The organism is Bradyrhizobium genosp. SA-4 str. CB756 (assembly GCF_000473125.1).
Lineage (GTDB): Bacteria > Pseudomonadota > Alphaproteobacteria > Rhizobiales > Xanthobacteraceae > Bradyrhizobium > Bradyrhizobium arachidis.
The window spans coordinates 5,308,044-5,333,109 of record NZ_KI421499.1; the positions used below are offsets into that span (position 1 = coordinate 5,308,044).

27 protein-coding genes and 1 riboswitch are annotated in these 25,066 nt (G+C 64.4%); of the genes, 15 read left to right on the forward strand and 12 right to left on the reverse strand.

All coding sequences use genetic code 11. From position 1 onward, the window contains the following. Nucleotides 1-26 precede the first annotated feature (26 nt). A complete protein-coding gene (locus BRAGE_RS0125800) occupies nucleotides 27-410 on the reverse strand; it encodes a bleomycin resistance protein (RefSeq protein WP_027558310.1) in 384 nt (127 codons plus the stop codon). A 134-nt stretch (nucleotides 411-544) separates the two neighbouring features. On the opposite strand from BRAGE_RS0125800, the gene BRAGE_RS0125805 reads away from it, so the two are divergent. Next, nucleotides 545-1,186 carry a carboxymuconolactone decarboxylase family protein gene (locus BRAGE_RS0125805; RefSeq protein WP_231164296.1) on the forward strand — a complete coding sequence of 214 codons (642 nt, stop codon included), beginning with the start codon at nucleotides 545-547 and terminating at the stop codon, nucleotides 1,184-1,186. 240 nt (nucleotides 1,187-1,426) lie between these two features. Here BRAGE_RS0125805 and BRAGE_RS0125810 read toward each other — a convergent pair whose 3' ends face one another. Together BRAGE_RS0125810 and BRAGE_RS0125815 are read right to left on the reverse strand one after the other, a co-directional pair. Then, nucleotides 1,427-2,059 carry a hypothetical protein gene (locus BRAGE_RS0125810; protein ID WP_027558308.1) on the reverse strand — a complete coding sequence of 211 codons (633 nt, stop codon included), beginning with the start codon at nucleotides 2,057-2,059 and terminating at the stop codon, nucleotides 1,427-1,429. A 184-nt stretch (nucleotides 2,060-2,243) separates the two neighbouring features. Continuing rightward, complete coding sequence (locus BRAGE_RS0125815; protein ID WP_027558307.1) at nucleotides 2,244-3,113, reverse strand: DUF1194 domain-containing protein; 870 nt, start codon at nucleotides 3,111-3,113, stop codon at nucleotides 2,244-2,246. A 326-nt stretch (nucleotides 3,114-3,439) separates the two neighbouring features. Next, nucleotides 3,440-3,523: riboswitch (Fluoride riboswitch) on the forward strand. 95 nt (nucleotides 3,524-3,618) lie between these two features. Here BRAGE_RS0125815 and BRAGE_RS0125820 point away from each other — a divergent pair. The 8 genes from BRAGE_RS0125820 to BRAGE_RS0125855 all read left to right on the forward strand — a co-directional run bounded on the left by BRAGE_RS0125820 (nucleotide 3,619) and on the right by BRAGE_RS0125855 (nucleotide 9,719). Then, a complete protein-coding gene (locus tag BRAGE_RS0125820) occupies nucleotides 3,619-4,824 on the forward strand; it encodes an MFS transporter (protein WP_027558306.1) in 1,206 nt (401 codons plus the stop codon). After that, nucleotides 4,824-5,213, forward strand: coding sequence for a fluoride efflux transporter CrcB (crcB, locus tag BRAGE_RS0125825; protein WP_027558305.1), 390 nt, complete (start codon nucleotides 4,824-4,826; stop codon nucleotides 5,211-5,213). The genes BRAGE_RS0125820 and crcB (BRAGE_RS0125825) overlap by 1 nt, the downstream gene beginning before the upstream one ends. Before the next feature lie 6 nt (nucleotides 5,214-5,219). Continuing rightward, nucleotides 5,220-5,648, forward strand: coding sequence for a fluoride efflux transporter CrcB (crcB, locus tag BRAGE_RS0125830; RefSeq protein WP_027558304.1), 429 nt, complete (start codon nucleotides 5,220-5,222; stop codon nucleotides 5,646-5,648). Nucleotides 5,649-5,650: 2 nt separating this feature from the next. Next, entirely contained in the window at nucleotides 5,651-5,992 is a 342-nt protein-coding gene (locus tag BRAGE_RS0125835; protein WP_027558303.1) for a DUF190 domain-containing protein, read from the forward strand. 44 nt (nucleotides 5,993-6,036) lie between these two features. Next, on the forward strand, nucleotides 6,037-6,342 hold the full coding sequence (clpS, locus tag BRAGE_RS0125840) for an ATP-dependent Clp protease adapter ClpS (protein WP_025034645.1): 306 nt from the start codon (nucleotides 6,037-6,039) through the stop codon (nucleotides 6,340-6,342). 79 nt (nucleotides 6,343-6,421) lie between these two features. Beyond that, nucleotides 6,422-7,183, forward strand: coding sequence for a hypothetical protein (locus BRAGE_RS0125845; protein ID WP_027558302.1), 762 nt, complete (start codon nucleotides 6,422-6,424; stop codon nucleotides 7,181-7,183). Between the two features lie 185 nt (nucleotides 7,184-7,368). Beyond that, nucleotides 7,369-8,379 (forward strand): ABC transporter substrate-binding protein, encoded by a 1,011-nt coding sequence (locus tag BRAGE_RS0125850; RefSeq protein ID WP_027558301.1) that lies wholly within the window; start codon nucleotides 7,369-7,371, stop codon nucleotides 8,377-8,379. A gap of 35 nt (nucleotides 8,380-8,414) precedes the next feature. After that, entirely contained in the window at nucleotides 8,415-9,719 is a 1,305-nt protein-coding gene (locus tag BRAGE_RS0125855) for an FAD-dependent oxidoreductase (protein ID WP_027558300.1), read from the forward strand. A gap of 188 nt (nucleotides 9,720-9,907) precedes the next feature. Here BRAGE_RS0125855 and BRAGE_RS0125860 read toward each other — a convergent pair whose 3' ends face one another. The 5 genes from BRAGE_RS0125860 to fabI all read right to left on the reverse strand — a co-directional run bounded on the left by BRAGE_RS0125860 (nucleotide 9,908) and on the right by fabI (nucleotide 15,559). Further along, nucleotides 9,908-11,035, reverse strand: a complete 1,128-nt coding sequence (locus BRAGE_RS0125860) for a radical SAM protein (protein WP_231164295.1) — start codon at nucleotides 11,033-11,035, stop codon at nucleotides 9,908-9,910. 535 nt (nucleotides 11,036-11,570) lie between these two features. Then, a complete protein-coding gene (locus BRAGE_RS0125870; protein ID WP_027558297.1) occupies nucleotides 11,571-12,761 on the reverse strand; it encodes an adenylate/guanylate cyclase domain-containing protein in 1,191 nt (396 codons plus the stop codon). 76 nt (nucleotides 12,762-12,837) lie between these two features. Further along, nucleotides 12,838-13,926 (reverse strand): chorismate synthase, encoded by a 1,089-nt coding sequence (gene aroC / locus BRAGE_RS0125875; protein WP_027558296.1) that lies wholly within the window; start codon nucleotides 13,924-13,926, stop codon nucleotides 12,838-12,840. A 205-nt stretch (nucleotides 13,927-14,131) separates the two neighbouring features. Further along, nucleotides 14,132-14,731: a histidine phosphatase family protein gene (locus BRAGE_RS0125880; protein ID WP_027558295.1), complete on the reverse strand. Its 600-nt coding sequence runs from the start codon at nucleotides 14,729-14,731 to the stop codon at nucleotides 14,132-14,134. A gap of 12 nt (nucleotides 14,732-14,743) precedes the next feature. Next, the gene (fabI, locus tag BRAGE_RS0125885) at nucleotides 14,744-15,559 is read right to left on the reverse strand and encodes an enoyl-ACP reductase FabI (RefSeq protein ID WP_027558294.1); all 816 of its coding nucleotides are present in this window, start codon (nucleotides 15,557-15,559) and stop codon (nucleotides 14,744-14,746) included. A 171-nt stretch (nucleotides 15,560-15,730) separates the two neighbouring features. On the opposite strand from fabI, the gene BRAGE_RS0125890 reads away from it, so the two are divergent. Beyond that, a complete protein-coding gene (locus BRAGE_RS0125890; RefSeq protein WP_011085414.1) occupies nucleotides 15,731-16,219 on the forward strand; it encodes a sigma-70 family RNA polymerase sigma factor in 489 nt (162 codons plus the stop codon). Between the two features lie 100 nt (nucleotides 16,220-16,319). Then, complete coding sequence (locus BRAGE_RS0125895; protein WP_027558293.1) at nucleotides 16,320-17,093, forward strand: anti-sigma factor family protein; 774 nt, start codon at nucleotides 16,320-16,322, stop codon at nucleotides 17,091-17,093. A 380-nt stretch (nucleotides 17,094-17,473) separates the two neighbouring features. Here BRAGE_RS0125895 and BRAGE_RS0125900 read toward each other — a convergent pair whose 3' ends face one another. Both BRAGE_RS0125900 and BRAGE_RS0125905 read right to left on the reverse strand, forming a co-directional pair. After that, nucleotides 17,474-18,439, reverse strand: a complete 966-nt coding sequence (locus BRAGE_RS0125900; RefSeq protein WP_027558292.1) for a DnaJ C-terminal domain-containing protein — start codon at nucleotides 18,437-18,439, stop codon at nucleotides 17,474-17,476. Nucleotides 18,440-18,626: 187 nt separating this feature from the next. Then, nucleotides 18,627-19,028 carry an RT0821/Lpp0805 family surface protein gene (locus BRAGE_RS0125905; protein ID WP_027558291.1) on the reverse strand — a complete coding sequence of 134 codons (402 nt, stop codon included), beginning with the start codon at nucleotides 19,026-19,028 and terminating at the stop codon, nucleotides 18,627-18,629. Between the two features lie 113 nt (nucleotides 19,029-19,141). Between BRAGE_RS0125905 and pdxH the strand changes: the two genes are divergently transcribed. Genes pdxH through BRAGE_RS0125920 form a run of 3 tightly spaced genes read left to right on the forward strand, consistent with a single transcriptional unit; the run spans nucleotide 19,142 to nucleotide 21,349 of the window. Continuing rightward, on the forward strand, nucleotides 19,142-19,783 hold the full coding sequence (gene pdxH, locus BRAGE_RS0125910; RefSeq protein ID WP_027558290.1) for a pyridoxamine 5'-phosphate oxidase: 642 nt from the start codon (nucleotides 19,142-19,144) through the stop codon (nucleotides 19,781-19,783). Nucleotides 19,784-19,808: 25 nt separating this feature from the next. Then, complete coding sequence (locus tag BRAGE_RS0125915) at nucleotides 19,809-20,561, forward strand: SDR family NAD(P)-dependent oxidoreductase (RefSeq protein WP_027558289.1); 753 nt, start codon at nucleotides 19,809-19,811, stop codon at nucleotides 20,559-20,561. Between the two features lie 17 nt (nucleotides 20,562-20,578). Then, nucleotides 20,579-21,349, forward strand: coding sequence for a class I SAM-dependent methyltransferase (locus tag BRAGE_RS0125920; protein WP_027558288.1), 771 nt, complete (start codon nucleotides 20,579-20,581; stop codon nucleotides 21,347-21,349). Nucleotides 21,350-21,910: 561 nt separating this feature from the next. On the opposite strand, the gene BRAGE_RS0125930 is transcribed toward BRAGE_RS0125920, so the two are convergent. After that, a complete protein-coding gene (locus BRAGE_RS0125930) occupies nucleotides 21,911-22,888 on the reverse strand; it encodes a magnesium transporter CorA family protein (RefSeq protein ID WP_027558286.1) in 978 nt (325 codons plus the stop codon). A 340-nt stretch (nucleotides 22,889-23,228) separates the two neighbouring features. Between BRAGE_RS0125930 and BRAGE_RS0125935 the strand changes: the two genes are divergently transcribed. Further along, complete coding sequence (locus tag BRAGE_RS0125935; protein ID WP_028146365.1) at nucleotides 23,229-23,915, forward strand: L,D-transpeptidase; 687 nt, start codon at nucleotides 23,229-23,231, stop codon at nucleotides 23,913-23,915. A 36-nt stretch (nucleotides 23,916-23,951) separates the two neighbouring features. On the opposite strand, the gene BRAGE_RS0125940 is transcribed toward BRAGE_RS0125935, so the two are convergent. Further along, nucleotides 23,952-25,061: an extensin family protein gene (locus BRAGE_RS0125940; protein WP_027558284.1), complete on the reverse strand. Its 1,110-nt coding sequence runs from the start codon at nucleotides 25,059-25,061 to the stop codon at nucleotides 23,952-23,954. Between the last annotated feature and the right edge of the window lie 5 nt (nucleotides 25,062-25,066).

Consider the following 25,066-nt stretch of genomic DNA (forward strand, 5'->3'; position numbering starts at 1 on the left):
GCGCGCGAGCGCCGCGGCCGACGATGTCAGGCCGCGTCGCCGACGCCCATCCCGAACGTGATCTGGTTGCCGTCGGCATCGACGACGTCGAAATCGCGCATGCCGTAGTCGCGATCCTCCGGCCGGTTGAGCAGTCTGGCCCCGCGCCCCGAGACTTCGGCATAGATCCGATCGACGTCGCGAACGAAAACGCAGAGACCGCCATGTCCGGGCAGCCGTTTCGTTGCGGCCGCCGCGAGCAGATGCAGGCCGACCTCGTCCCGGCAGAGGCAGGCATAGGACGGGGGTTGGCCATATTCGAAGGTGACCTCGAAGCCGAGCACGTCGCGGTAATAGGCAAGGCTGGCAGCGATGTCTGAGACGACGAAGACGGTGGCTGAGCCCGCCATCATCTGGTGTTCGTCGGTCATCGATCCCTCTCCATCGCAAGCAATCTCCTGCGCGCAGTGTAGCATGCGCGCCCGAGGCCTTGCACGGGCCAGGCTGCAACGTAAGCTGGCGATCGAACAAGGCGGCATGAGTCCGCCGGCATGGGAGGATGACGATGAAATATTCCGGCCTGGCGCTGGTTGCGCTGCTCGCCATGACGATCTCCGGCGCGGGCCGCGCAGCCGAGCCGACCCGCTTCACGCCGCTGAAAGCGGACGAGCTCACGCCGCCGCAGAAGGAATGGGCCGATGCGATCGCGGTGCCGCCGCGCAACGCCAAGTTCACCAACCCGCCCTACCGCGCCTATATCCGCAACCCCGAGCTGGCGCCAAAGCTTTCGGCGATGTCGGACTACCTGCGCTGGAATTCGTCGCTGCCGGCGCGCCTCAGCGAATTCGCCATCCTGATCACGGCACGGCAATGGACCGCCCAGTACGAATGGTTTGCGCATTATCCGCTGGCGATGAAAGCCGGCCTCGATCCGCAGGTCGCCAAGGACCTCGCCAACGGCATGCGGCCGCAGACGATGAAGGACGACGAGGCCGCGCTCTATGATCTCGCGATGGCGCTCTACCGCGACAAGAAGGTGTCCGACGCGGTCTATCGCGCCGCCCAGCAGAAATTCGGCGAGCGCGGCATCATGGATATCATCGGCCTGATCGGCTATTACGACCTGGTCTCGATGACGCTGATCACGATGCAGGCGGAAGCGCCGAACGACAGCGTCCCGCCGCTGCCGCCGCTGGCTGCGAAGTAGTTGCGCCGCGCAGGCCCCGACGACTCTATCACCGTCACCCTGAGGTGGCCGCTTCTTTCAGCGGCCCTCGAAGGGCGACGGCCCGGCTGGTAGCCGCGCGGAAGGATCGGGGCCGTGCATCCTTCGAGGCTCCCGGCGCGATGCGTTGCATCGCGCCACTCGCACCTCAGGATGACGGATTGGATAGAGTCGTCGTTGCGGAGGAACCAACGCAATCCGCAGGCTAACAGCCGTAATCGGCTAGGCCGTCTTGTCCACCGAGGACGAGCCGTCAGCCGGCGGATATTTCGTCACCGGGACCATGAAGGACTTGGTGCCGACTTGGTAGATGATCTTGCCGTTCTTGCCGTCGTCGGTCGCGATCTGCGACTGGCCGAACATGATGACGTTCTTGTAGAGGTAGCCGGTGCCTTGGCGGGTGATGCCGTCGGTGGTGACGCTGACCGTGGCTTCCTGGCCGTTGATGGCGAGGACGCGAAAGCTTGCGCTCTTGCCATTGTCGGCCGAATAGCCGCCCCAGCTTCCCATGAGATTGTTGTCGGAACCGGGAGGCGCCTGCTTCGCGAGAGTGGCGGTCGCCTGGCCGCCGCCGGCGGAGAACACCAGCGCGAGATTCTTGCCATCCTTGGTGCCGACAGTGACGTTGCCGTAGGTGATGGTCGCACCATTGACCTCGCCGAAACCGCGCTCTGTATGCCCATTATGGGTATACTCGATCTGGGCTCGGGCTCCCCGGATGTTCACGACCTTGAAGCCGACTTCCTGATTGTTGCCCGCCCAATTGCCTTTCCAGTCACCGACCAGGTTGCTCTGGTGATACATCCGCTCGTTGGCGGGCGAGATCTGGTTGGTGCTAGACGAGATGACGGCCATTGGATTGCTCGGCGGACGATCCTGACAAAGACGCTTTCGTTCGCATGTCGGCGCACAGTATCAGGACATGATCCTGAAACAGCTGGAAACAATCGGATTAGGACCACGCGCTGGTTAACGAGCCGTTAAGTTCAACCCCGGCGCGAGTGAGGCAAACGGTCCCGTTCGACAGGTCGCGCGCGTCTCAGCGGCCCCAGCGGTCGGACCAGATCTTCTCGCCGATCATGCAATTGACCCGCGGCTCCTTGTCCTTGTCGGCAACGGGAATCACGGGGCGCTCCGGCGTGCGGCCCGCAACCTCCATCAGGAGTTTCGTGCGGATCGCTTCCTTGAACTTCTCGCGATCCTTGATCGAGATCACGAAGGAGCCGGGACCGCCGATGACGCAGTCCTCGTAGTAGTAATCGAGATTGTCGATATCCATCGTCGAGTAGGACGGCTCCTTGACCATGATCGGCAGGCCGTTGATGACGATGCCCTTCTCGAGCGCGGCGTCGCGCGCCACGGTCACGGGGCCGCCATTGTTGTTGGGACCGTCGCCCGAGATGTCGATCACGCGACGCAGGCCGCGATAGGGGTCCTCCTCGAACAGCGGCATCGCGAAATTGATCGCGCCGGAGATCGAGGTGCGCGAGGCGCGCCGGATCGGCGTCTTCATGATCTCGGCCGCGACCGCATCCGCGGTCTCCGGTCCGTCGACCAGCCGCCAGGGGATGATGACCTTCTGGTCGCTGGAGGCGGCCCATTCGAAATAGGTCACCGCGATCCGGCCGTTCGGACCGAGCTTCAGTGCCTGGAGGAATTCCTTCGACTGGATCGCCTGCGCATAACCTTCGCGCTGCACCGCAAGCTCGTCCATGTCCATGGAGTAGGAGACGTCGACCGCCAGGATCAGCTCGACGTCGACCGTCTGTGCATCCTTGTCGGCTGCCAGCCGTTGCGGCTGATGTCTGGACGGCTCAAATTTGGGTCCCGGTGCCGCGATTCCCGCGACCTCCCCTCCGGCGAACATGCCGGCCACCAGCACAGCCCCGATCGAGAACAGCAAGCGCATCGCAGTCTCCCGTCGTATGACGCGATGGTGACATGCATTCGTCTTTGCGCAAAGCGCGAAGATCGCTTGCGCTTCACATTCGAGTTAGGAATTTCGCGCTTTGCGCAAAGCCGCCGCCGTGTTGCCGCGCTTGCGTCATCGGAACGCGTGCCTAGTCAAAGCACAGTCATTCCGGGGCTCGCGAAGCGAGAACTCCGGCGCGCCCCTTGCGCGCCTGGGAATCTCGAGATTCCAGGTTCGATGCTGCGCATCGCCCCGGAATGACGGTGTTAGTGGAGCTACTCCCCCCGCCCACTTGTCCGGCGCGATTTCCATGCTAGGCTGGACGCACAGATGGGGATGGAGTCCCCCGACAACCGCCCGGCGGCTCAGTACCTGGACCGTAATGGGCTGATGACTCCTGCTTGAGGTGGGGCAATCATTGAGCCTCCGCCTTTGGCGGGAGCATGGACAAACCCGCCGATGGCGGGTTTTTTGTTGCCTGAAGCCGGACGAAGGAGAAGGCGTGACGACGACACCGAATGCTGCGCGCAGCGCGTTGCCCAGGGGGATCTGGGTGCTCGGCTTCGTCTCGATGCTGATGGACGTCTCCTCCGAGATGATCCACGCGCTGCTGCCGGTCTATCTCGTCACCGTGCTCGGTGCCTCCACGCTCACAGTCGGCTTCATCGAGGGCGTCGCGGAGGCGACCGCCTCGATCACCAAGATCTTTTCGGGCGCGCTATCCGACTGGCTCGGCCGCCGCAAGCTGCTCGCGGCCCTCGGCTATGGGCTGGCCGCGATGACGAAACCGCTATTTCCGCTCGCCCCCAGCGTCGGATGGCTGGTCGCGGCGCGCTTCATCGACCGGGTCGGCAAGGGCATTCGCGGTGCGCCGCGGGATGCGCTGATCGCCGACATCGCGCCTGCGGGCCTGCGCGGCGCAAGCTTCGGCCTGCGGCAGTCGCTCGACACCATCGGCGCCTTCGTCGGGCCGCTCGCGGCGATCGGCCTGATGTGGTGGACCGCGGACAATTTTAGCCTCGTGTTCTGGATGGCCGTGCTGCCGGCCTTCCTGTCCTTCGGACTGATCGCGTTCGCGGTCCACGAGCCGGAGCCGGACCCGGGCCGGGAGCCCGCGACGAATCCGCTGAACCTCGCGGCAATGCGGCAACTCGGATCGGTGTACTGGCGCGTCGTGGCGGTCGGCGTGGTGTTCACGCTGGCGCGCTTCAGCGAGGCCTTCCTGATCCTGCGCGCGCAGAACATCGGGCTCAATGCGATGTGGTTGCCCGCGGTGCTGGTGCTGATGAACATCACCTACGCGCTGTCGGCCTATCCGGCCGGTGTGCTCTCCGACCGGATCAACCGGACCGGCCTGCTCGCGCTCGGTCTCATTTTTCTCGCCGGCGCCGATCTCGCGCTCGCGCTGCTGCCGAGCCTTGCGGGCCTCGCGCTCGGCGTCGTGCTGTGGGGGCTGCATATGGGACTGACGCAAGGCCTGCTCTCGGCCCAGGTCGCCGACGCTGCGCCGTCGAGCCTGCGCGGCACTGCCTTCGGCTATTTCAACCTGTTCACGGGGCTTGCCCTGCTGGCCGCAAGCGTGATCGCCGGCGCGCTGTGGGACGCCTATGGCCCGGCGGGCACGTTCCTCGCCGGACTCGGCTTCGCGCTGGTGGCGCTCGTGGGGCTGCTCACTGTGGGCAACGGCCTCGTCGCGGAGGACAAGTGATGCTGAGCGGGGTGATCGCGATCGTGATCGGCAGCGTGCTCGGCGGCTGCGCGCGCTATTTCGTCTCCGGCGCGATCGCCCGGCGGCTGAGCGAGACGTTTCCGTGGGGCACCATGACCATCAACGTCACCGGCGCCTTCCTGATCGGCATTTTTGGCGCGCTGGCGACGCACCCCGGCTCGATCTTCGCGGCGCCCAATCCCTGGCTGTTCGCGGTGACCGGCTTCCTCGGCTGCTACACCACGGTGTCCTCGTTCAGCCTGCAGACGCTGACGCTCGCGCGCAACGGCGAGCCGATGCACGCGCTCGGCAACGTGGTGTTCTCGGTCGGGCTGTGCCTCGCCGCCGTCAGTTGCGGCTTCCTCCTTGCGGACAGTCTTGGAGGCTAGACGCGGATGAAATCCCCCTCCTCCGCCGAGCGCTGGCGCACTGCAATGCTCTATGCCTGGGTAGCCGCCGGCAGCATCATTGGCGGGCTGACGCGCTACCTGGTTGGGCTCGCGCTCGATACCGGGCCCGGCTTCCCCACCGCGACGCTGTTCATCAATGCCACAGGCTCGCTGATCATCGGCTTCTATGCGGCGCTGACCGGCCCTGATGGCCGCGTGCTGGCGCGGCCCGAGCATCGGCAGTTCGTCATGACCGGCTTCTGCGGCGGCTACACCACCTTCTCCACCTTCAGCCTGGAAACCTTCCGCCTGTTCCATGGCGGCATGAAGTATACGGCGCTGGCCTATATCGCCGCGTCGGTCGTCTGCTGGCTGGTGTCGGTTTGGCTCGGCCATATGATGGCGAGCCGCTATAATCGCTTGAAAAGGAGCTGACCATGCAGATTCCCAATCAGGCTGTTTCGCTCCGTATCTTCATCGGCGAGAGCGACCATTATGATGGCAAGCCGCTTTATGAAGCGATCGTGACCACGGCGCGCGAGCGGCACCTTGCCGGCGCCACCGTGCTGCGCGGCCCGATGGGGTTCGGCAAGTCGAGCCGGCTGCACACCTCGAAGATCCTGCGGCTGTCGGAGGACCTGCCGCTCCTGATCGAGATCGTCGACAGTGAGGACAACATCAATGCATTCCTGCCCATCCTGGATGGCATGATGTCGAGCGGCCTGATCACCTTGGAGAAGGTGCAGGTCCTGCAATATGGTGCGAAGGCCGCGAGCTGATCGCTCCGGCTGGAACCCGAGCCCGGCCTGTCCGGGGAGGCGGAATGAACGACACCGTTACCAAGCCGAAAACCAGAACCAAGACCAAGGTCGAGCGGCCGAAGCTGCACAAGGTCATCCTGATCAACGACGACTACACGCCGCGCGAATTCGTCACCATGGTGCTGAAGGCCGAATTCCGCATGACAGAGGATCAGGCCTACAAGGTGATGATCACCGCCCACAAGCTCGGCGCCTGCGTGGTCGCCGTGTTCACCAAGGACGTCGCCGAGACCAAGGCGACGCGTGCCACCGACGCCGGCCGCGCCAAGGGCTATCCGCTGCTGTTCACCACGGAGCCGGAGGAATAAGGCGCCGCCTGGCCCCGTTCGCCTCAATTTTATCGATCCGTGTGACCGCGGGTTTAATCTCCTGTGTCACGACGATGCGATGTCAGTCGCACTTCGCAAACAGCTCGAGCTCAAGCCGGCACGCCACGAGACCTCATTCGGCCCGTTCAAGCTGCTACATGCACTTCCATGGCTGATCCTCGCGGCGGCGATGCGCGTGATCGCGTTCGGCGGCGGCGCCGTAGCGCTGCCCGCGATCATCGTTGCCGACATCTCGGTGCTGCTCGCCTTCTTCGCGACAGCGCAACAATCGATCGAGGCGGCCGGCGGCCAGTCCTCGCTCGGCGAATTGACCTTCGGGGAGCAACTCAGTCTCTCTTTCTCGATTCTGTGGCGGATCGCGCTCGTGATGATCGTCGCGGCGCTCGGCAGCGCAGCAGCCGGCTATGGGGCCGCCCTTCATCTGATGGCAGGCCTCGATGGCATGGCGTTCGACCAGTTCACGCATCCCGGACGCTTCTGGAGCGCCTGGATCGCCGCACTCGTGCTGCTCATGATCGTCCGCGCCGAGCGCGACGACGGCAAAATCGCAATATTTCCCGCGATCGGTGAATTCGCGCGGCGCGGGCTGTGGCTCGGCGCTGCGGTGATCGTGCTCGGCCTTGTCAACGTCGCGCTGGCCTACGGACAGGAAGCGGTGCGGAGCGCGATCTGGAATTTCTGGCAGACCTCGTCGGCGACCCAGTTCACCAAGAACCTGATCTATTTCTGCTTCATCTTCAGCTTCGCCATGCTGCGGCTGTGGATCACCTTGACGATCCTGACGCTTGGGCTGAAGCAATCATATGTTCGCGCTGATTAGCGCCGCTGCGTATCCGCACGCTCACGCCATCACCACCGGCGTCTCCTCGCCGAGACGCGCTGCGCTTTCGAAAATCCGACTTTGCAATCCGGCCAGAGATCGCCGACAATGCCGCAAAACCGGCGCAGGCCGGTCAATAAGCAGGGCGGGAAACGACGGAAGTGGGCATATCAAGAAGAAGCTTCGTGACAAGAGGCCGACTGGTTCTGACGCTGGCGGCGATCACCTTCCTCGCTAGCAGCATGGCGCAAGCGGCCGAACGGGTCCGCATCGGGCTGTTGAAGCTCTCCTCGGCCGCCCCGCTGTTCCTCGCCAAGGAGCGCGGCTATTTCGAGCAAGAAGGGATCGAGGCCGATCTAAAGTTCTTCGACGCCGCCGTGCCGATCGCGGTGGCCAGCGTCTCCGGCGATATCGATATCGGTTTCACCGGCTTCACGGCCGCTTTCTACAACCTCGCGGGCAAGGGCGGACTGAAGGTGATTGCCGGCACGGCGCGCGAGGCACCCGGCTTCCAGAATACGGCTTACGTCGCCTCCAAGCGCGCGTACGATTCGGGCCTGAAGGCGCTGAAGGACTTGCCCGGCCATTCCGTCGGCATCACGCAAGTCGGCTCGACTTTCCATTATTCGCTCGGCCAGATCGCCGACAGGCTGAAATTCGAAGTGACATCCGTCCGCGTCGTTCCGCTCCAATCGTTGCCGAATGTCGCCGCTGCCATCAAGGGCGGCCAGCTCGACGCGGCGCTTACCGCCACGACCACGATCAGCCCGGTGGTCGCCTCCGGCGACGCGATCATTCTCGGCTTCGTCGGCGACGAGACGCCCTGGATGCTCGGCTGCGTGGTGGCTTCGACGGCGACGATCGAGAAGAACCGCAAGCTGGTCGAGAAGGTGCTGGCCGCCTATCGCCGCGGCGCCGACGACTATGCGCGCGTGCTGTTGAAACGCGATGCGGACGGCAAGTTCGTCCGCAGCGAGGAAGGTGACGCGATGCTCACGATCATCTCCAAATACACAGAGCAGAAGGTCGAGCAGCTCCGCATCGGGCTCTCGGTCGTCGATCCCGCGCTCGACAGCGCCGACATCGCCCGTCAGATTGCCTGGTTCAAGCGCCAGAAGATGATCGAACCCGATATCGACGCCGAGAAGATCATCGACAAATCCTTCGTCCCGGACCGGCCGACGGCGCCGAAATGACTGATGGCAACGACAACAAGAACACGGAGCGCCCCATGAGCACGAGCGAAGTCACCGCGGGCACCAAAATCGTCCGGCGTGCCGCAAACCAGAAGCCGTCGCGGGTGGTCGCAGACATCTGCGTGGTCGGCTCCGGTGCGGCCGGCATGTCTGCGGCGATCGAGGGCGCGCGCGCCGGACGCAAGGTGGTGCTGGTCGATAGCCTGCCCGCGCTCGGCGGCCAGGCGGTCAACTCCATCATCGGCACATTCTGCGGCCTGTTCTCGAACGGCAGCGACGGCTACCAGTTCACCCACGGTATCGCCGACGATCTGCTGGGCGACCTCGGTGCGCAGGAGAACGCACTGTTCTACCGCCGCGGGCCGCACACCACCGTCGTCTATTACGACGAGGTCGCGCTCGGACGCTGGGTCGAGAAGGCGATGCTTGCGGCCGGCGTGACGGTGATCGTCGGCGCCGTCATGCGCAACGTCCACGTCGCCGGCCGGCGCGTGACCGGGATCGATCTCTCCACCCGCTACGGCGACGTCGAGGTCGAGGCAAACGGCTTCGTCGACGCCTCCGGCGACGCCGCGCTGGTGTGGCAGGCGGGTTTTGCCTGCCGCGAGCCGGACGACGGCCCGATCTACGGCACGCAAATGCTGATCGTGGAGAATATCGACGAGAGCAAGGTGCCGAGCCGAGAGGAATTGCCGGCGCGCATGCGAGAGAAGGCCGGCGACTACGGCCTGTTGCGGCGCGAGGGCCTGTCCTTCGTCATTCCCGGGCGCGGCGTTGCCGCCATGAACATGACCCATGTCGAAACGCCGCTGGAGCCGCTGGAGGCGAGCCGCAAGGGCATCGAAGGCAAGGACCAGGCCGACCGCGCCTTCGCTTTCCTCAGGAACGAATTCCCCGCCTGCTTCGGCAAGGCGCGCATCCGCGCGTATGGCTTTCCCGGGATCCGCCAGACGCGCTGGATCGTCGGCCGCCAGCAATTGTCGGTCGATGACGTCCGCGCCGGCACCAAATTCGAAGACGCGATCGGCCGTACGGCGTGGCCGATCGAACTGCACGACCACGGCTCCGGCCATCACTGGCACGTCTTCGACAAGGACCACGTCCACTATGTGCCGTTCGGCAGCCTGGCGCCGCAGGAAGCCGACAACATCGTCGCGGCCGGCCGCTGCATCGATGCCGACAAGGCCGCACTCTCCAGCGTTCGGGTGATGGGCCCCTGCATGGCGATGGGCGCCGCCGCGGCGCACGCGCTCGACCTCGCCGGCAGCGGCAGCGTGCATCAGATCGACATCGATGCATTGCAATGGCGCGTGCGCGACAATCTGGAGCGGACGGACTGAGGCGCGCAGCAGCCAAGAGTGGTGACTGTCGCTCTCTGCTCAGCCGACCGGCGCGATCGTCGGTCTGAACGCCCTCAGCAACGTCCATTAAAGCGCGATGGGATTTGGATGAATCGTCATCGCGCTTTAGGTTGTTGTTTACGCATGATCTTTCTGGAAAACCGCTTCGCACTTTTCCGGATCATGCTTTAGGCGCCTGCCAGCGTGTCGCGCACGTTGACACGCTCACCGTCCGGCTTGCTGACATAGAGATGGCTCTCCAATACGGATTGCATGTTCTCAAACATCGAATAGAGATCGTCGCAATAGACGGACGGATTGTCGTAGCCGTTTTTCTTGGAGAAGCGATGCGGAAGATAGCCTCCCCCGCAGGCGTTCATGAACTTGCATTGGCGACACTTCGCACAAAGATTGATTGAGGCATCGCGGGCGGCTTTCCAGCGCGGCTCATTCCTGACCTCATCGATCGCGTGATCGAAGATGTTGAAGCCGGTGCTGGTGAAGCCGTCGCCTGCGATCCGCAGCACATCGTGGGCCTCCACGGTGCCGTCGGTCATCACGGTGCAAAGCTCGACGGGCTTGTGGCCTACGCCCTCGGTCGGTGAATCGTTGCCAAGCAGGGCGGTGATCATGTCCGAGATGATGCGGATATCGGTCGTCGGCGTCGAGCGATTTGCCTCCAGCCACAGGTCGAACAGCCCCTTGTAGAAAGCGGCAATGGATGGCGGACTCTCATCCACCGTCGCATCGGGAATCATTATGTCGTAGTTGGAGATTCCGCAGGCGGCGAAAAAATCGGCGTATTGCTGCGGCGCGTAAGCGGGATTGCAGACGGCCAGCGCAATGACGCCGATGTTGCGCGACACCAGCATGCGAACGGCACGTTCCACGGCGGCATGGGTGCCCGTCCCCTGAAACGTCCTGCGATGAAGGTCGTGAATATGTGCCGGTCCGTCCACGCTGATCGCAACCGAAATGTTGCGGGCCTCGAAGCAGGCCAGCCATTCATCATCGATCAACACACCATTGGTCGTGACCGCGATCGGTATGCCGCATCCGGTCCGCGATGAAATCGCCTCGCAGGCCTCGGCAAAGCCGTGGAAATTCTCGACGCCCCACAGCAACGGCTCGCCGCCGTGCAGAATGACGGGGAAATCGGCGAGCGAGAATCTGACAACGTGCTCCTCGATGCGCTGCAGCAGACGATGCTGCACGTCAGGGCTCATCAGCTTCGGCTTGGTGTAAACGGACGCGTCGCGAAACCAGTAACAATAGGAGCAGTCGATGTTACATCTCGTTGCGACCTTGACCAGCAATTGCGTGATCGGCTGATCCTGGAAAGCGACACAATCTGAACCGTCAGCCGACATGCCGACACCGAAACGAGCTGGAAGAAGTTTGTCTAGTACCCTCGAACGAATCCGCCTCGGCGGAACGCCCCGACACCCGGAGCGGTTGCCCCCCTGCGGAAGGCGCCTGCGTTGGCGCCCTTAGCAAAAGCGCCTCGCCTGAAAGCAGCCTGGGTCGCCACGGGGTCGTCGGAGACGACGCCCTGCTCCGCACGCTGTCCTCGCAAATCGTTCAGCAATGCGTCGATACCCTGATGGTCGCTCTGAATGGTTGCGCCAGGCCCATGCAATTGGATGAGGCTCGCAAAAACCTTCAGCGTCGTAATCGGCATAATTATGCTCCCCTTTTCGCGACGCAATGCAGGGATCGAACGAAAGGCCGGACTATCGAGCCGGCTGAGCAATGACGAACACTATACCTTTTCCATTGTTGCGGCAATGTGTCGGGACCGGCCGGTCTGCTCGACCTCGGGGAGCAGACATCGCTCCTGGAAAGACGCCCTTAGGCCATCACCACCGGCGTCTCCTCGCCGAGCCCGTAGACGCGCTGCGCTTTCGAAAACCCCGCGATCGGAAAATCGCCGAGCGCGCGCCAGTCGTGGCGGCAGACATTGGCAAAGCCTTCCGAGGCGACGACGGTGCGGCCGAGCCGGCCGGCGATCTTCTCCAGCCGCGCGGCGAGATTGACGGCGGGGCCGATGCAGGTGAAGTCGAGGCGGTTGCCGCCGCCAATGTTGCCGTAGAGGATGTTGCCGACGTGGAGCGCGACGCCGAAGCGGAAACGCTCGACGACGTCGCCGACCGGAAAGGCGAGCGCCTCGACGCTGGCGCGGGATTCGCGCGCAGCCTCGAGCACGCGAGAGCACACATACGGGGCATCGCCGACATATTCGTCGATCGGGAACACCGCGAGCAGGCCGTCGCCCATGAATTTCAGCACCTCGCCGCCGTGGCCGCGGATCGCGGTGACCTGGCAGTCGAAATACTGGTTGAGGATCTCGACCACGGTCTCGGCCGGTAGCCGGTCCGACAGCGCGGTGAAGCCGCGCAGATCGGAGAGCCAGATTGCGGCCTGCATGGTGTCGTTGTGGCCGCGGCGGATCTGGCCGCCGAGGATGCGCGCGCCGGCGCGATTACCGACATAGGTGTCGAGCAGCATCTCGGCGGTGCGGCGCAGGCTGATGATCTCGGCGACGCGCGCGAGCGGCGTCACGATGGAGCGGATTGCCGCGACGTGGTCGTCGCTGAAGCCACCGGGATGCCGCGTCACCCAGCTCGTCGCATGCACCGAGCCGTCGAGAAACGGCATCGGCACCGCGATATAGTCGGTCGCCCCTTCGGCCCGCATGTCGTCGAGAAACGGAAACCGCTCGTTGTCGGGATCGCCGATGCGTCCCCGCACCTCTAGCCCCTGCTCGAAAACGATCCGGAGCGGGCTTTTGGCGAATTCGGGCGTCTCCAGGATCTCGAAATCGACGGTGCCGATCTCGACCTCCTCGCCCTGCCGCCAGATGAAGTTGCGGCCGAAGATCTCCGGATGCAGCGTGCGGATGAAGATGCCGAACCGCCACAGCGGCAGGCCGGCCTCGACCAGATGCTCGCAGACCTCGGCGATCATCTCGGCCGGGGTCCCCGACGACCGCGCGCCGTCGATCAGCCAGTTGGTGATGCGCTGGAGCTCGGAGCTTTGCATGACCGCATTAGCGGATGAAGTTGTGTGGACGTCAAGCTACGCGGTGGGCTGGTACCGCGAGATGAGGACCTTTGCGCTAGCGTCCGACCTGCCCGCGATCGCGCAAGAAGTGGTCGGCCAGCACGCAAGCCATCATGGCCTCGCCGACGGGGACGGCGCGGATGCCGACGCAGGGATCGTGGCGGCCCTTCGTAAAAATCTCGGTGTCGGCGCCCTTGCGATCGACGGTGAGACGCGGCTGAAGGATCGACGAGGTCGGCTTCACCGCGAAACGCACCACGATCGGCTGTCCAGTCGAGATGCCGCCCAGAACGCCGCCGGCATGGTTGGAGAGGAAGCGCGTGCCGTCATTGCCGGTGCGCATCTCGTCGGCGTTCTCTTCGCCGGTGAGTTCGGCGGCGCCGAAGCCGGCGCCGATCTCGACGCCCTTCACGGCGTTGATGGTCATCATTGCGCCCGCGAGATCGGAATCGAGTTTTGCGTAGATCGGCGCGCCAAGGCCTGCGGGTACGCCCTCGGCGACGATCTCCAGCACCGCGCCGATCGAGGAGCCGCTCTTGCGGATGCCGTCGAGATAGGTCTCGAAGAAGGCGGCCTTGTCCTTGTCGGGACAGAAGAACGGATTCTTCGCGATCTCGTCCCAGTCCCACTTCTCGCGGTCGATCTTGTGCGGGCCGATCTGCACCAGCGCGCCGCGCACCTTCACGTCGGGCAGCACCTTTCGCGCGATGGCGCCGGCGGCAACGCGCATCGCGGTCTCGCGTGCCGAGGAACGGCCGCCGCCGCGATAATCGCGCAGGCCGTATTTCGCCTCATAGGTGAAGTCGGCATGACCGGGGCGAAACTTGTCCTTGATCTCGGAATAGTCCTTCGAGCGCTGGTCGGTGTTCTCGATCAGCAGCCCGATCGGGGTGCCCGTCGTGACCTGCACGCCGGTCTCCGGATGCGCCATCACGCCGGACAGGATTTTGACCTGGTCCGGCTCCTGGCGCTGGGTGGTGAAGCGCGACTGGCCGGGCCGGCGGCGGTCGAGATCCTTTTGGATATCGGCCTCAGTGAGCGGGATCATCGGCGGGCAGCCGTCGACCACGCAGCCGATCGCCACCCCGTGGCTCTCGCCAAAGGTGGTGACGCGGAACATGTGGCCGAAGGTGTTGAAGGACATGCCGAACTGCCGCCTAGCGTTGACTTGCAACGCCTATGGTGAATGTCAACGTGACGTAACGCGATCTGAATGGGGGGTCAAATGGTCCCCACAGGCGTCATGGCCGGGCTTGTCCCGGCCATCCACGTTCTTGGGGGCCGGAAGCGCAAAAGTCCGTGGATGCCCGGGACAAGCCCGGGCATGACGGCGGAGGACGGGAGCGCTCTTAACTAAACTTCTCCAGCCGCCCGTCGCGGAACACGTAGACGGCGCCCTGCTCGATATAGAGCTCGGCGGCGCTCGTGGGAGTCTCCAGCCCCAAGGCCACCATCAGGGCCCGGCAGGTGCCGCCATGGGCAACCGCGACGGTGTCGACGAGGATGGACTCGTACCAGTCGAGCATGCGCAGCTGCACCGCGGCATAGGTCTCGCCGCCGCTCGGGGCCACCGTCCATTTGTCGGCGAAGCGCCTTGCATAGACCTCCGGGTCGGCCGCCTCGCTCTCGGCGAGCGTCAGCCCTTCCCAGCTGCCATAGCCGATCTCGCGCAGGCGATCGTCGAGCGAATAGTCGGCAGGCGGCAGTTCGAGCTTGGCGCGCGCAAGTTCCATAGTCTGGCGGGCCCGGCCGAGCGGGCTCGACACGTAGGGCAGCGCCGCGCGGTCCTTGCCGTCACGCTCGAGCAGATCCGCCAGCACGCCGGCGGCGTGCACGGCCTGGCCGCGGCCGCGCGCATTGAGCGGGACGTCCTTGGTGCCCTGGAGCCGGCCGAGCGCATTCCACTCGGTCTCGCCGTGGCGAAGGAAATAGATCGTGGGCACGGGCATTGCAGCTAAAGATCAGTCCTTGCCACCGAGCGAAATATCCGGCGCGTCCGGGCGCTTCATGCCGAGCACGTGATAGCCGGAATCGACGTGATGCACCTCGCCGGTGACGCCGCGCGAGAGATCGGAGAGGAAATACAGCGCGCTGCCGCCGACGTCCTCGGTCGACACGTTGCGCCGCATCGGCGCGTTGTACTCATTCCATTTCAGGATATAGCGGAAGTCGCCGATGCCGGACGCGGCGAGCGTCTTGATCGGACCTGCCGAGATCGCGTTGACGCGGATGTTCTTCTCGCCGAGATCGGCGGCGAGATAGCGCACGCTGGCTTCCAGCGCCGCCTTGGCCACGCCCATCACGTTGTAGTGCGGCATCCACTTCTCGGCGCCGTAATAGGAGAGCGTGATCAGCGAGCCGCCGTCCGTCATCAGCTTCTCGGCGCGCTGCGCCACGGCCGTGAACGAATAGCAGGAGATCAGCATCGACTTCGAGAAATTCTCCTGCGTGGTGTCGACATAGCGGCCGTCGAGCTGCTCGCCATAGGCGATCGCATGCACCAGGAAGTCGATCTTGCCCCACTTCTCCTTCAGCACCGCGAAGACGGCGTCGATGGTCGCAGCGTCGGTGACATCGCAATGGCCGAGCACGAGGCCGCCGATCTCGGCGGCGAGCGGCTCGACACGCTTCTTCAGCGCATCGCCCTGATAGGTGAAGGCGAGCTCGGCGCCGGCGGCGTGGCATGCCTTGGCAATGCCCCAGGCGATCGAGCGGTTGTTGGCGACGCCGAGGATCACTCCGCGCTTGCCTTGCATCAGACCTGAATTCTGCGCCATTTCTTCACGTCCCATCGAGCGGGTTGAGGTCTGGAGGTACACCAGCCCTCCCCTGCGGTACAGCCCTAATACGCGGCGTTAACGCTGTTTCGAGCGCCGGAATAGCCGTTCCATTCGGGTGTTATGATGATCGAGGCGCTCGCGCCTGATATGAGGGACGACAAGACGGTAATGAGTGCGTTTCGCCAGAGTGTGGAAGCCATGATCCCGGCGTTGCGCCGCTACGCCCGCGCGCTGACGCGCGATGCGGATGCGGCCGACGATCTGGTGCAGGACACCTTGGTGCGGGCGCTGCGTTCGGAGCGCCTGTTTCTCGGAGGCGATGTCAGGAGCTGGCTCTACACAATCCTGACCAACCTCAACAAGAACCGGCGGCGCTCGCTGGCAAGGCGTCCGCAATTCATGCAACTGACGGAGAACAACCCGGATGCCAGCGGGACCGAAGCCGAAGGGCGCGACATCGAGAAGGCGCTGGCGACGCTGGTCGAGGAGCAACGCTCGGTGCTGCTCCTGGTGATGCTGGAGGGCATGAGCTACCGCGAAGTCGCCGACATCCAGGGCGTGCCGATCGGCACCGTGATGTCGCGCCTCGCACGAGCGAGAGCCCACGTCAAAGCCTCGCTGGAGGGCGAGCGCCCGGCGCTCAGGCGGGTGAAATGATGGCAGGGTTGATGCATCGCGTTTTGTCCCGCCTGTCGATGAGGCGAGCCAAGTTGAGTCACCAAGAACATTTTGGGCCGCAGAGCCAGAGACGATCGATATGAACGACCGCAATATCCCAGTGACCGAGGACGAACTGCACGCCTATGTCGACGGCGAATTGCCGGCCGAGCGCCGCGCCGATGTCGAGGCCTGGCTCGCCGCCTACCCAGAAGACGCCGAGCGCGTGCAGTCCTGGCGCGCCATGGCCGAGATGCTGCACGCCCGCTACGACGCCGTCGCCCTGGAGCCGGTGCCGGCGCGGCTGGAGCTCGAGCGCCTGGAGCGCCGGCCGCGGCAATGGCTGTATGGCGCCGCGGCGGCTGTGCTGGTGGCTTTCGTCGCCGGCGGCTCCGCCGGCTGGCTCGCGCACGGCGCCGCCAACGCCCCCTCGACCTTCCAGAGCTTCACGGCGGACGCGCTCGACGCCCATCGCCTCTATGTCGTCGAGGTCCGGCATCCGGTCGAGGTCGGGGGCAACGAGCGCGACCACCTTCAGGCCTGGCTGACCAGGCGCTGCGGCTGGACGGTGTTCGCGCCGAACCTGGAGGCGAGCGGGCTGAAGCTCGTCGGCGGCCGGCTCCTGCCGGGGCCGAACGGGCCGGCCTCGTTCCTGATGTATGAGGGCGCCTCGGGCGAACGCTACACGATCTACAGCGCCAAGACCGAAAATGGTGCAACGCAGATGCGCTACGCCAAGACGGACAAGGACGGGGCACTGTTCTGGGCCGAGCGCGGCGTCGGCTACGTCGTCAGCGGCGTCGGCGCCGACCGCGACCGGCTGAACAAGGTGGCGCAAGCCGTTTACGACCAGGCAGAGAAAAGCGGCGGCTAAACAACCGCGCGAAACGCGGTGCCCAGATTCCGACATTGAAAATTTCGAATCAAGACATGCGTGCGTCTCATTATCGCACCGGGTGATCACGCGATTATGAGCGGCGTTCGATCCGCCGATCGACGCGGGCGGCCTCGATTGGGGTTTTTGGTACCGCGCTGGTCCCCCTCTCGAGGCCGCACCTTTTTATCGGCTGCCCCGCCGGACAGCCGACACGTCTCAGACGTCAGCGTCGAAGCGCGGCCCGCGCTTCGGGCGTATGTTGAGCATCATCCTGTGGGGAAGAGAATGCTCCGATCGTCGACACGGTCTCGGATAGCGCCCTAATTCATGGGCATGATTTTTTCGGAAAACCGCTACGCACTTTTCCGAATCATGCCCTAGCCGAGCCCGCTACGCGGATTGTACGGATGTTGGTCGCGCCACTTCTCCATCAATGCCTCAAGCTCGGCGTCGTTCCCATCCGGTAGCATAATCCTGATGGTGACGAAGAGATCCCCGGTTCCGCCGGCCTTCGGCAGGCCTTTGCCCTTGAGGCGGAAGGTCCGGCCGCTGGAGGTGTTTTTCGGGACCGACAGCTCCACGGCATTGCCGAGGGTGGGCACGCGGACCTTGCCGCCGAGCACCGCCTCATACAGCGTGACCGGCAGATCGATTCGCAGGTCCGCGCCCTCGACCTTGAAGTAAGGATGCGGCGCGATGTTGATGGTGAGCAGGAGGTCGCCGGGCGGGTGGCCCTGTGCGGTCTCGCCCTGGCCGCGCAGCCGGATCTGCTGGCCCTCGGTGACGCCAGCCGGAATCTTGACGTTGAGCTCCTTGCCATTCGGCAGCCGGACCCGCTTCTCACCGCCCTTGACCGCTTCTTCCAGCGAGACGCTCATGGCGACATTGACGTCGAGATCGAGCCCGATCCCGCCGGTGTCGAACTCGAACTGGGCGCCGCCGCCGGCCCCGGGCCGCGCGCCACGCGTCCCGCCGCCGAACATGCTGTTGAGGATGTCCTCGAACGCACCCCCGCCCGGACCGCCACCCGCACCACCGCTCCGGAACGTGTAGCTCTCGAACCCGCCGGGACCTGCGCGGCCACGCGGACCTCCGCCGCCCGGAAAGCCCTGGAAGCGCGGCTTGCCGTCGGCGTCGATCTCGCCACGGTCGAACTGCTTGCGCTTGTCCTCATCGCCGAGGATCTCGTTGGCCGAGTTGATCTCGGCAAAGCGCTCAGCGGCCTTGGGATCGCCTTTGTTGCTGTCGGGATGGTGCTTCTTGGCAAGCTTGCGATAGGCGCTCTTGATCGCGGCAGCGTTGGCGCTCCGCGGCACCCCCAAGACCTCATAGGGGTCGCGCATCCGTCACGTCTCCTTCAAGAATTCGAAATTGTTCAAAGGGCTCCCCACCCCAGCTGTCATCCATGTGGGGGCGGAGTGGCATTTTTGCAACTAGTCGGGTGAAGCGGACCGCTTCGATTCGAGCACGATCTTATCGGAAAACCGGTTCACACTCTTTGAGAACCGCCCTTCCGGGTCAGGATCCTGCTCAGCTCCGCCATGGCTTTAGCGTATGAATCTCCCAACGGCCATGGCTGCTTTGGCAGCCGGCGCCCTGGAGCCAGCTTTCGGTGCTGCCGTTGACGTAGCTCGCCAGGAAATCGCGGCACTTGCGGCCGTCCTCGGCGGCATAAGACTGCGCGATCGGCGTCACCGAGCCGCGCGCCCCGGTCTCCGGATTCTCCCAGTGCTGGCTCGAATCCTTGTCGCCCTTGCTGAGGACGTCGGAGGCGGCGTTGCGCGCGAAAGCGAGATCGGTCTCGGTCGGCGGGGCATCCTTCCGCGCGATCGAACCGGTGAGGTCGCTATCGTCGGCCTTGGCATAGGCGGTCTTGTCATTGCGGGAAAAGCTGCAGCCGCCCGCGCCAAGCCCGATCAGGATGATCGTCACGACAAGGCCCGATCGATGGATCGCCGATAGGCCAACGCGTCCCCATGCCCTATATAGGGTGGGAGCGGACAACAGCGCGTTTTGGGCCGCGGGACGCAACTCGGACTCCGGACATGACCGACACGACCTCGATGAAACACCAGACACCCTTAACATCCGGTGATTTCACCGCCGCCGACGAGCCCTTTGCGCTGTTCGAGGCCTGGCTCAACGAGGCGATCAAAAGCGAGCCGAACGATCCGAACGCGATGGCGCTCGCGACCGTCGATCCCGACGGGCTGCCTGACGTGCGCATGGTGCTGATGAAGGGCTTCGATGCCGAGGGTTTCGTCTTCTACAGCCACATCGCCAGCCAGAAGGGCCGCGAACTCGCCGCAAACCCTAAGGCCGCTTTACTTTTTCACTGGAAGTCGCTGCGCCGTCAGGTCCGCATCCGCGGCAACGTGACGCCGGTGACCGACGCCGAAGCCGACGCCTATTTCGCGACGCGGCCGAAGCAGGCGCAGATCGGCGCCTGGGCCAGCAAGCAGTCCGAGGCGCTGGAGAGCCGCTTCGCCTTCGAACAGGCGATCGCAAAAGTCGCGGCCAGATACGTCATCGGCGAAGTGCCGCGGCCGCCGGGCTGGAGCGGCTGGCGCATCACGCCTGTTCGCATCGAGTTCTGGCACGACCGCCCATTCCGCCTGCACGACCGCATCGAATTTCGCCGTGACGCGGCCGGCCAGCCATGGTCCAAGACGCGGATGTATCCCTGAGCTTAGGCCGACCTGAAAGATGTCCATGCCGCACTCGTCCAACGCGCCGCGCCGCACACTGCTCTTGACCGGAGCAAGCCGCGGCATCGGCCACGCCACCGTGATCCGCTTCTCCTCGGCGGGCTGGCGCGTCATCACCTGCTCGCGGCATCCCTTCCCTGAGGACTGTCCGTGGGACGCAGGGCCGGAGGATCACATCCAGGTCGACCTCGGCAACCCTGAAGACACCGCGCGCGCCATCAACGAGATCCGCAATCGTCTCGAGGGCGGCACGCTGCATGCGCTGGTCAACAACGCCGCGATCTCGCCGAAGGGCCCCGGTGGCGCACGGCTCGGCTCGGTCGACACCGATCTCGACACCTGGACCCACGTCTTCCACGTCAACTTCTTCGCACCGATCATGATGGCGCGCGGATTGATCGCGGAGTTGAAGGCGGCCAAGGGCTCGGTGGTGAACGTCACCTCGATCGCGGGCTCGCGCGTGCATCCCTTCGCAGGCGCCGCCTACGCCACCTCAAAGGCTGCGCTCGCCGCGCTGACGCGCGAGATGGCCTCCGACTTCGGCCGCGTCGGCGTGCGCGTCAACGCCATCGCGCCGGGCGAGATCGACACCTCGATCCTGTCGCCGGGCACCGAGAAGATCGTCGACCAGCAGATCCCGATGCACCGGCTCGGAACGCCCGACGAGGTCGCCAAGATCATCTATGTGCTGTGCACGGACACCTCGTCTTACGTCAACGGCGCCGAGATCCACATCAACGGCGGCCAGCACGTTTAGGCCAAGACGGCGGAAGCATGGGCCGGTTCGCGAGCACAGCGTCACTCTACGAACATTTGCGGCCGCCATATCCGCGGGAATTTTTCCGCACCGTTGCACACAAGCTCGGCCTCACCAAACAGAGCAGCCTGATCGATCTCGGCACCGGGCCCGGTTTGCTCGCGCTCGGCTTCGGCCCTCATGTCGGCCGTGTCGTCGGTGTCGACCCGGAGCCCGCAATGCTCGATGCGGCGCGGCGCGCGGCTGCGGGCGCAGGGCGGCAGCTCACGCTGATCGAAGGCAAGGCAGAGACGCTTGCTGACGACATCGGCAGCTTCGATGTCGTGACGATCGGCCGCGCGCTGCACTGGATGGATCGCGACGCCACGCTTGCGCGGCTCGACCATCTGGTCGCGCACGATGGTGCGATTGCGATCTGCGCCTCGTTTTCGGTCACCGACGGCCGCAACCCATGGCTCGACGGCTACAACGAGATCCGCCGCCGCTGGTCACCCGCCAAGCTGTGGGAGGAAGCCGGCAAGGGCACGCGGACCCATCGCGATCTGCCGGCATTCTTTCGCGGCAGTGCGTTTCGGCCTGCCGAGCTCGTCGCGGTCGAGACCAGCCATAACGTGAGCGTGGAGGACCTGACACGCCGCACCCTCACCTACTCGTCGTCCTCACCGGACGCGTTGGGCGAGAATGTCGAGCCGATGCTGCGCGAAATCGGAGAACTTCTTGCATCCTTCAGCCGCGACGGCGTGATCGCCGAGAGCCTCGTCTCGACGGCGGAGATCGTGAAGCGTTAGGTGAGTTGCCGAACGATGGAAGCAGGCGATCCAGACAACGCCGCCGCAAGACCTGGATCGCCCTTCCTTCCACTCCTCAATCGAGTCGAATCCGACGCGACCTCTCGCGCGGCCGCGGAGCAGCCGTGCTGAACGCAGTCGAGCAGTCGTCGTCGTTCTCGCCGTCGAGCAGCGGAGCACCACAGTGCCGGCACATGCGCGCCGACATCGACGACGCCTTGCCGCTCGCCACCACCTGACGATAGTTCGCCAGGTCGATGACGTTGCGGGGCGACGTTATGTGTTTTTCAACCATGGCTGTTCCTCGCGGCTACACACTGCTTATCGCAGACAAGTTTCGCGCAAACGTTCAGCCCACCGCTCAAATTTTACCGGAGGAATTGGGGCGGCGCGCACACATCACGGCGCGGCCGCAATCCCGCTCTATTCTGCGACACGATACTCCGTCTCTCGGCGAACGGCGTAAGATATCGGTAGGTATCTTTGCCTGACGACGCTGGATCACTGCGAAAGTCAGGCTGACGTTTCGAGCATCCACTCAGCGCAGGCGCGTTCTGCGCTTTACAGCCACTTCTTGAACTTGAAGAGCCAGTACGGGACGATCGCGGCGATCAGCATCATCACCAGCGCCATCGGATAGCCGTGGACCCATTCGAGTTCCGGCATCACCTTGAAGTTCATGCCGTAGATCGAGGCGATCAGCGTCGGCGGCATCAGGACAACAGCCATGACCGAAAACAGCTTGATGATGTTGTTCTGCTCGAGATTGACGACGCCGAGCATGGCATCGAGCACGAAGGTGATCTTGCTGGAGAGATAAGAGGCGTGGTCGGTGAGTGACGCCACGTCGCGTTGCATGGTCTTGAGCTGCTCGCGCATGTCCTTGGACCATTTCACGCCCTCAACCACCGCCGAGAGGAAGGTGACGACGCGACCGATCGAGACCAGGCTCTCGCGAACCTTCGAGGTCAGATCGCCCTTGCGGCCGATCGAGATCAGGATCTGGGAATATTGCTTGGCGTGGCCGTGGCGCTCGCTCTCGGGCTCGAAGATGTCGTGCGAGACCTGGTCGATCTCGGCACCGCAGCGCTCCAAAATGTCGGCGCAGCGGTCGATCACGGCGTCCAGCAGCTCCATCAGCACCATCTCACCGGTGATGGAAGGCGTGCAGGAGCGGGCGAGCTTGGCCTCGACCAGGGCGAACGGCTTGGGCAGGTCATAACGCACCGTCACCAGGCGGTGGTCGCCGAGGATGAAGGTCACCGCCGTGGTCCGGGGCATGTCGGTATCGGAGTGGCACATCAGCGTCGCCGTCATGTAGCGCGCGCTGTTCTCGATATAGAGGCGGCTGGAGATCTCGATCTCCTGCATGTCCTCGCGGGTCGGGATGGCGATGCCCAGCAGCCGCTCCACCGCCTTGTCCTCGGCCGCGGTCGGGCTGACCAGGTCGACCCACACCGCATGCTCCGGCACGGCCGCCAGATCCTCGACCACGGCTCTTTTGAGGGTGCCCTCGGAGGGAACGAAAACAGAAAACATGCACCAACTCCAGCAGGGGCCTGCGACAGAATGACAAGCCCTTAGCGCGATTCTGACAAGTTCATGATGACAAGCACATTAATGGAGCGTTTGCATTTGTGGCGGCGCCGTGGCCCAACCGTGGCACGGAATCGACAGATTCGGCATTCCCCGCCCCAAAACCAGCCCAAGACCGCAAAAATTGCGGCAAAAAAGCCACAGCTTGGGTCTCGCAGCGCGGGATAAGGTCCGAAACGCTGGAATTGTGGCAGATTTCAACGATAATAGGCTCAACGGAGTCGTGGTCTTGAGCTTGGCTCAAGCCCCACGAAAGCTTGTTGTTGTCGATTGGAACCAAATCATGTCGTCGCTGAAAGTTACGCTGGGTATTTTGGCCGCGGGCCTGATGCTGTCGGGCTGCATGCAGGCCACACATTTTGAGGCGACCGATACCAAGGCCTTCAAGCCGAAGGATAAGGAACTTCTCGCCAAGGTCCGGTACGAGAACACCCCGGTCGCCGAGCCGTTCCGCCGCGCCATCGTCGATTGCCATCGCAAGGAATCGCCGGGCTCGATCGTGGTCGATTCCGACAACCATTACCTCTACTGGGTGATGGATGGCGGCAAGGCGATCCGCTACGGCATCACCGTCGGCGAAGAGGCCATGGCCTGGTCGGGCATCGCCAAGGTCGGCAGCATGACCGAGTGGCCGGCCTGGCATCCGACCCCGGGTGAGATTTCGCGCCTTGGCGTTCCGACCTATGTCGCGCCGGGTCCGGACAATCCGATGGGCTCCCGCGCGATGTATCTCTACTCGGGCGGCAAGGACACGCTGTTCCGCATCCACGGCACCAACCAGCCGGAATATATCGGCGCCTCGATCTCGTCGGGCTGCATCCGCCTGACCAACGAGGACGCGATCGACCTCTACAACCGCGTCAAGGTCGGCACCATCGTCGTGGTGCTCGAGCCGAAGCACGGCGACTCGCCATACAACTCGCGCCTCGCGCTCGGCGGAAGCCAGACTGGCCAGGCGGGCAGCTACTGATCGCTTCCGACCTTTAGACATCCAAAAGCGCCGGTTTCACCGGCGCTTTTTTGTTGCCCGCTTGTGCGGCTGGGTTTTGTCGCCGTCGGCCGCCGGCTTGTCCGCAGGCGCGGGAGATTTCTCCGCAGCCTCGTCATCAGCCCCACCCTTATCCTCCGGCTTCGCCGCGACCTCGCGCGGCGGTGCTTCCTCGGGCCGTTCCGCCGGTAGCAGCGGGGCGACCTGCGGCAGGGGATCCCAGACGTTCCACTGACAGATCCGGTAGTCGTTGCGCCGCTGCGCCAGATCGAGATGGATGTGGTCCTCGTGGTACCAGTCCGAGCCCGGGCCGAGCACGGTGGAGAACCGCGAACAGACCGAATGCAGCACGCGCTCGCGCACGTCGCGCGACATAGTGCGGTCGGTGAGGCCGATCGACTGGCCGTTGGCGAGCTTGATGGCGCGGACGTCGAGCGCGTTGGCCTTGCCGTGCTCGGACAGCATTGCGCCGACCACGCGATTACGGCCGCGGCACTCAAAACTGTCGAAATTGTCGAGATCGCTGATGGTCGAGCCGAGGCTCGCGGCCAGCGGCACCATGTCCTTACGCACCCAATCGGCGAGCGCGGAGGCCATGGTGCAGCGGAGGATCGCCGCGGGCTTGACCGAAACCTTGCGCTTGTCCGGCAGCACGATGGCTTCCAGCCGCACCAGATCCTCGCCGCCGCAGGCGCCGGGACCACGGATGTCGGGGATGGAGGGCGCGATCGCGATCTCCTCGGTCAGCGCCAGCCGGCAAGCCGAGAGCTGCTTTGCGGGCGGCGCGGCCTCGGCGGGCTTGTTGGCGCCGGGCTTGTCGGGAGAAGCCTTGTCCGGCGAAGGCTTGCCGTCGGACTCCGGCGCGGCCTCGTCCGTCGCCTTGGGGGCTTCGTCAGGGCGAGGTTTTGGTAGCGGTATCTTCGCAGGTATCTTGGCGGAATGAACCGCCGCGCGCGGCCGTGGTGTACCAAGACCAAAGATATCGAGCGGCGCAGCATATTTGCGCGCCTCTGCCCGCTCAGTCAGTACGAGCGACAATCCGGCTACAGCGGTAACCATTGCCGCGCGGGCGGACATATAGCCGCGACAAGACCATTTGCGGCGAAAGTCCGGCAGGCTAAAACTCATGACAA

Bases quoted from the DNA above. Each gene is read 5' to 3' on its own strand.
- BRAGE_RS0125800 (WP_027558310.1), bottom strand. From the start codon at position 410: ATGACCGACGAACACCAGATGATGGCGGGCTCAGCCACCGTCTTCGTC.
- BRAGE_RS0125805 (WP_231164296.1), top strand. From the start codon at position 545: ATGAAATATTCCGGCCTGGCGCTGGTTGCGCTGCTCGCCATGACGATC.
- BRAGE_RS0125810 (WP_027558308.1), bottom strand. From the start codon at position 2,059: ATGGCCGTCATCTCGTCTAGCACCAACCAGATCTCGCCCGCCAACGAG.
- BRAGE_RS0125815 (WP_027558307.1), bottom strand. From the start codon at position 3,113: ATGCGCTTGCTGTTCTCGATCGGGGCTGTGCTGGTGGCCGGCATGTTC.
- crcB (WP_027558305.1), top strand. From the start codon at position 4,824: ATGCTGAGCGGGGTGATCGCGATCGTGATCGGCAGCGTGCTCGGCGGC.
- crcB (WP_027558304.1), top strand. From the start codon at position 5,220: ATGAAATCCCCCTCCTCCGCCGAGCGCTGGCGCACTGCAATGCTCTAT.
- BRAGE_RS0125835 (WP_027558303.1), top strand. From the start codon at position 5,651: ATGCAGATTCCCAATCAGGCTGTTTCGCTCCGTATCTTCATCGGCGAG.
- clpS (WP_025034645.1), top strand. From the start codon at position 6,037: ATGAACGACACCGTTACCAAGCCGAAAACCAGAACCAAGACCAAGGTC.
- BRAGE_RS0125845 (WP_027558302.1), top strand. From the start codon at position 6,422: ATGTCAGTCGCACTTCGCAAACAGCTCGAGCTCAAGCCGGCACGCCAC.
- BRAGE_RS0125855 (WP_027558300.1), top strand. From the start codon at position 8,415: ATGAGCACGAGCGAAGTCACCGCGGGCACCAAAATCGTCCGGCGTGCC.
- BRAGE_RS0125870 (WP_027558297.1), bottom strand. From the start codon at position 12,761: ATGCAAAGCTCCGAGCTCCAGCGCATCACCAACTGGCTGATCGACGGC.
- aroC (WP_027558296.1), bottom strand. From the start codon at position 13,926: ATGTCCTTCAACACCTTCGGCCACATGTTCCGCGTCACCACCTTTGGC.
- BRAGE_RS0125880 (WP_027558295.1), bottom strand. From the start codon at position 14,731: ATGCCCGTGCCCACGATCTATTTCCTTCGCCACGGCGAGACCGAGTGG.
- fabI (WP_027558294.1), bottom strand. From the start codon at position 15,559: ATGGCGCAGAATTCAGGTCTGATGCAAGGCAAGCGCGGAGTGATCCTC.
- BRAGE_RS0125890 (WP_011085414.1), top strand. From the start codon at position 15,731: ATGAGTGCGTTTCGCCAGAGTGTGGAAGCCATGATCCCGGCGTTGCGC.
- BRAGE_RS0125895 (WP_027558293.1), top strand. From the start codon at position 16,320: ATGAACGACCGCAATATCCCAGTGACCGAGGACGAACTGCACGCCTAT.
- BRAGE_RS0125900 (WP_027558292.1), bottom strand. From the start codon at position 18,439: ATGCGCGACCCCTATGAGGTCTTGGGGGTGCCGCGGAGCGCCAACGCT.
- pdxH (WP_027558290.1), top strand. From the start codon at position 19,142: ATGACCGACACGACCTCGATGAAACACCAGACACCCTTAACATCCGGT.
- BRAGE_RS0125915 (WP_027558289.1), top strand. From the start codon at position 19,809: ATGCCGCACTCGTCCAACGCGCCGCGCCGCACACTGCTCTTGACCGGA.
- BRAGE_RS0125920 (WP_027558288.1), top strand. From the start codon at position 20,579: ATGGGCCGGTTCGCGAGCACAGCGTCACTCTACGAACATTTGCGGCCG.
- BRAGE_RS0125930 (WP_027558286.1), bottom strand. From the start codon at position 22,888: ATGTTTTCTGTTTTCGTTCCCTCCGAGGGCACCCTCAAAAGAGCCGTG.
- BRAGE_RS0125935 (WP_028146365.1), top strand. From the start codon at position 23,229: ATGTCGTCGCTGAAAGTTACGCTGGGTATTTTGGCCGCGGGCCTGATG.
- BRAGE_RS0125940 (WP_027558284.1), bottom strand. From the start codon at position 25,061: ATGAGTTTTAGCCTGCCGGACTTTCGCCGCAAATGGTCTTGTCGCGGC.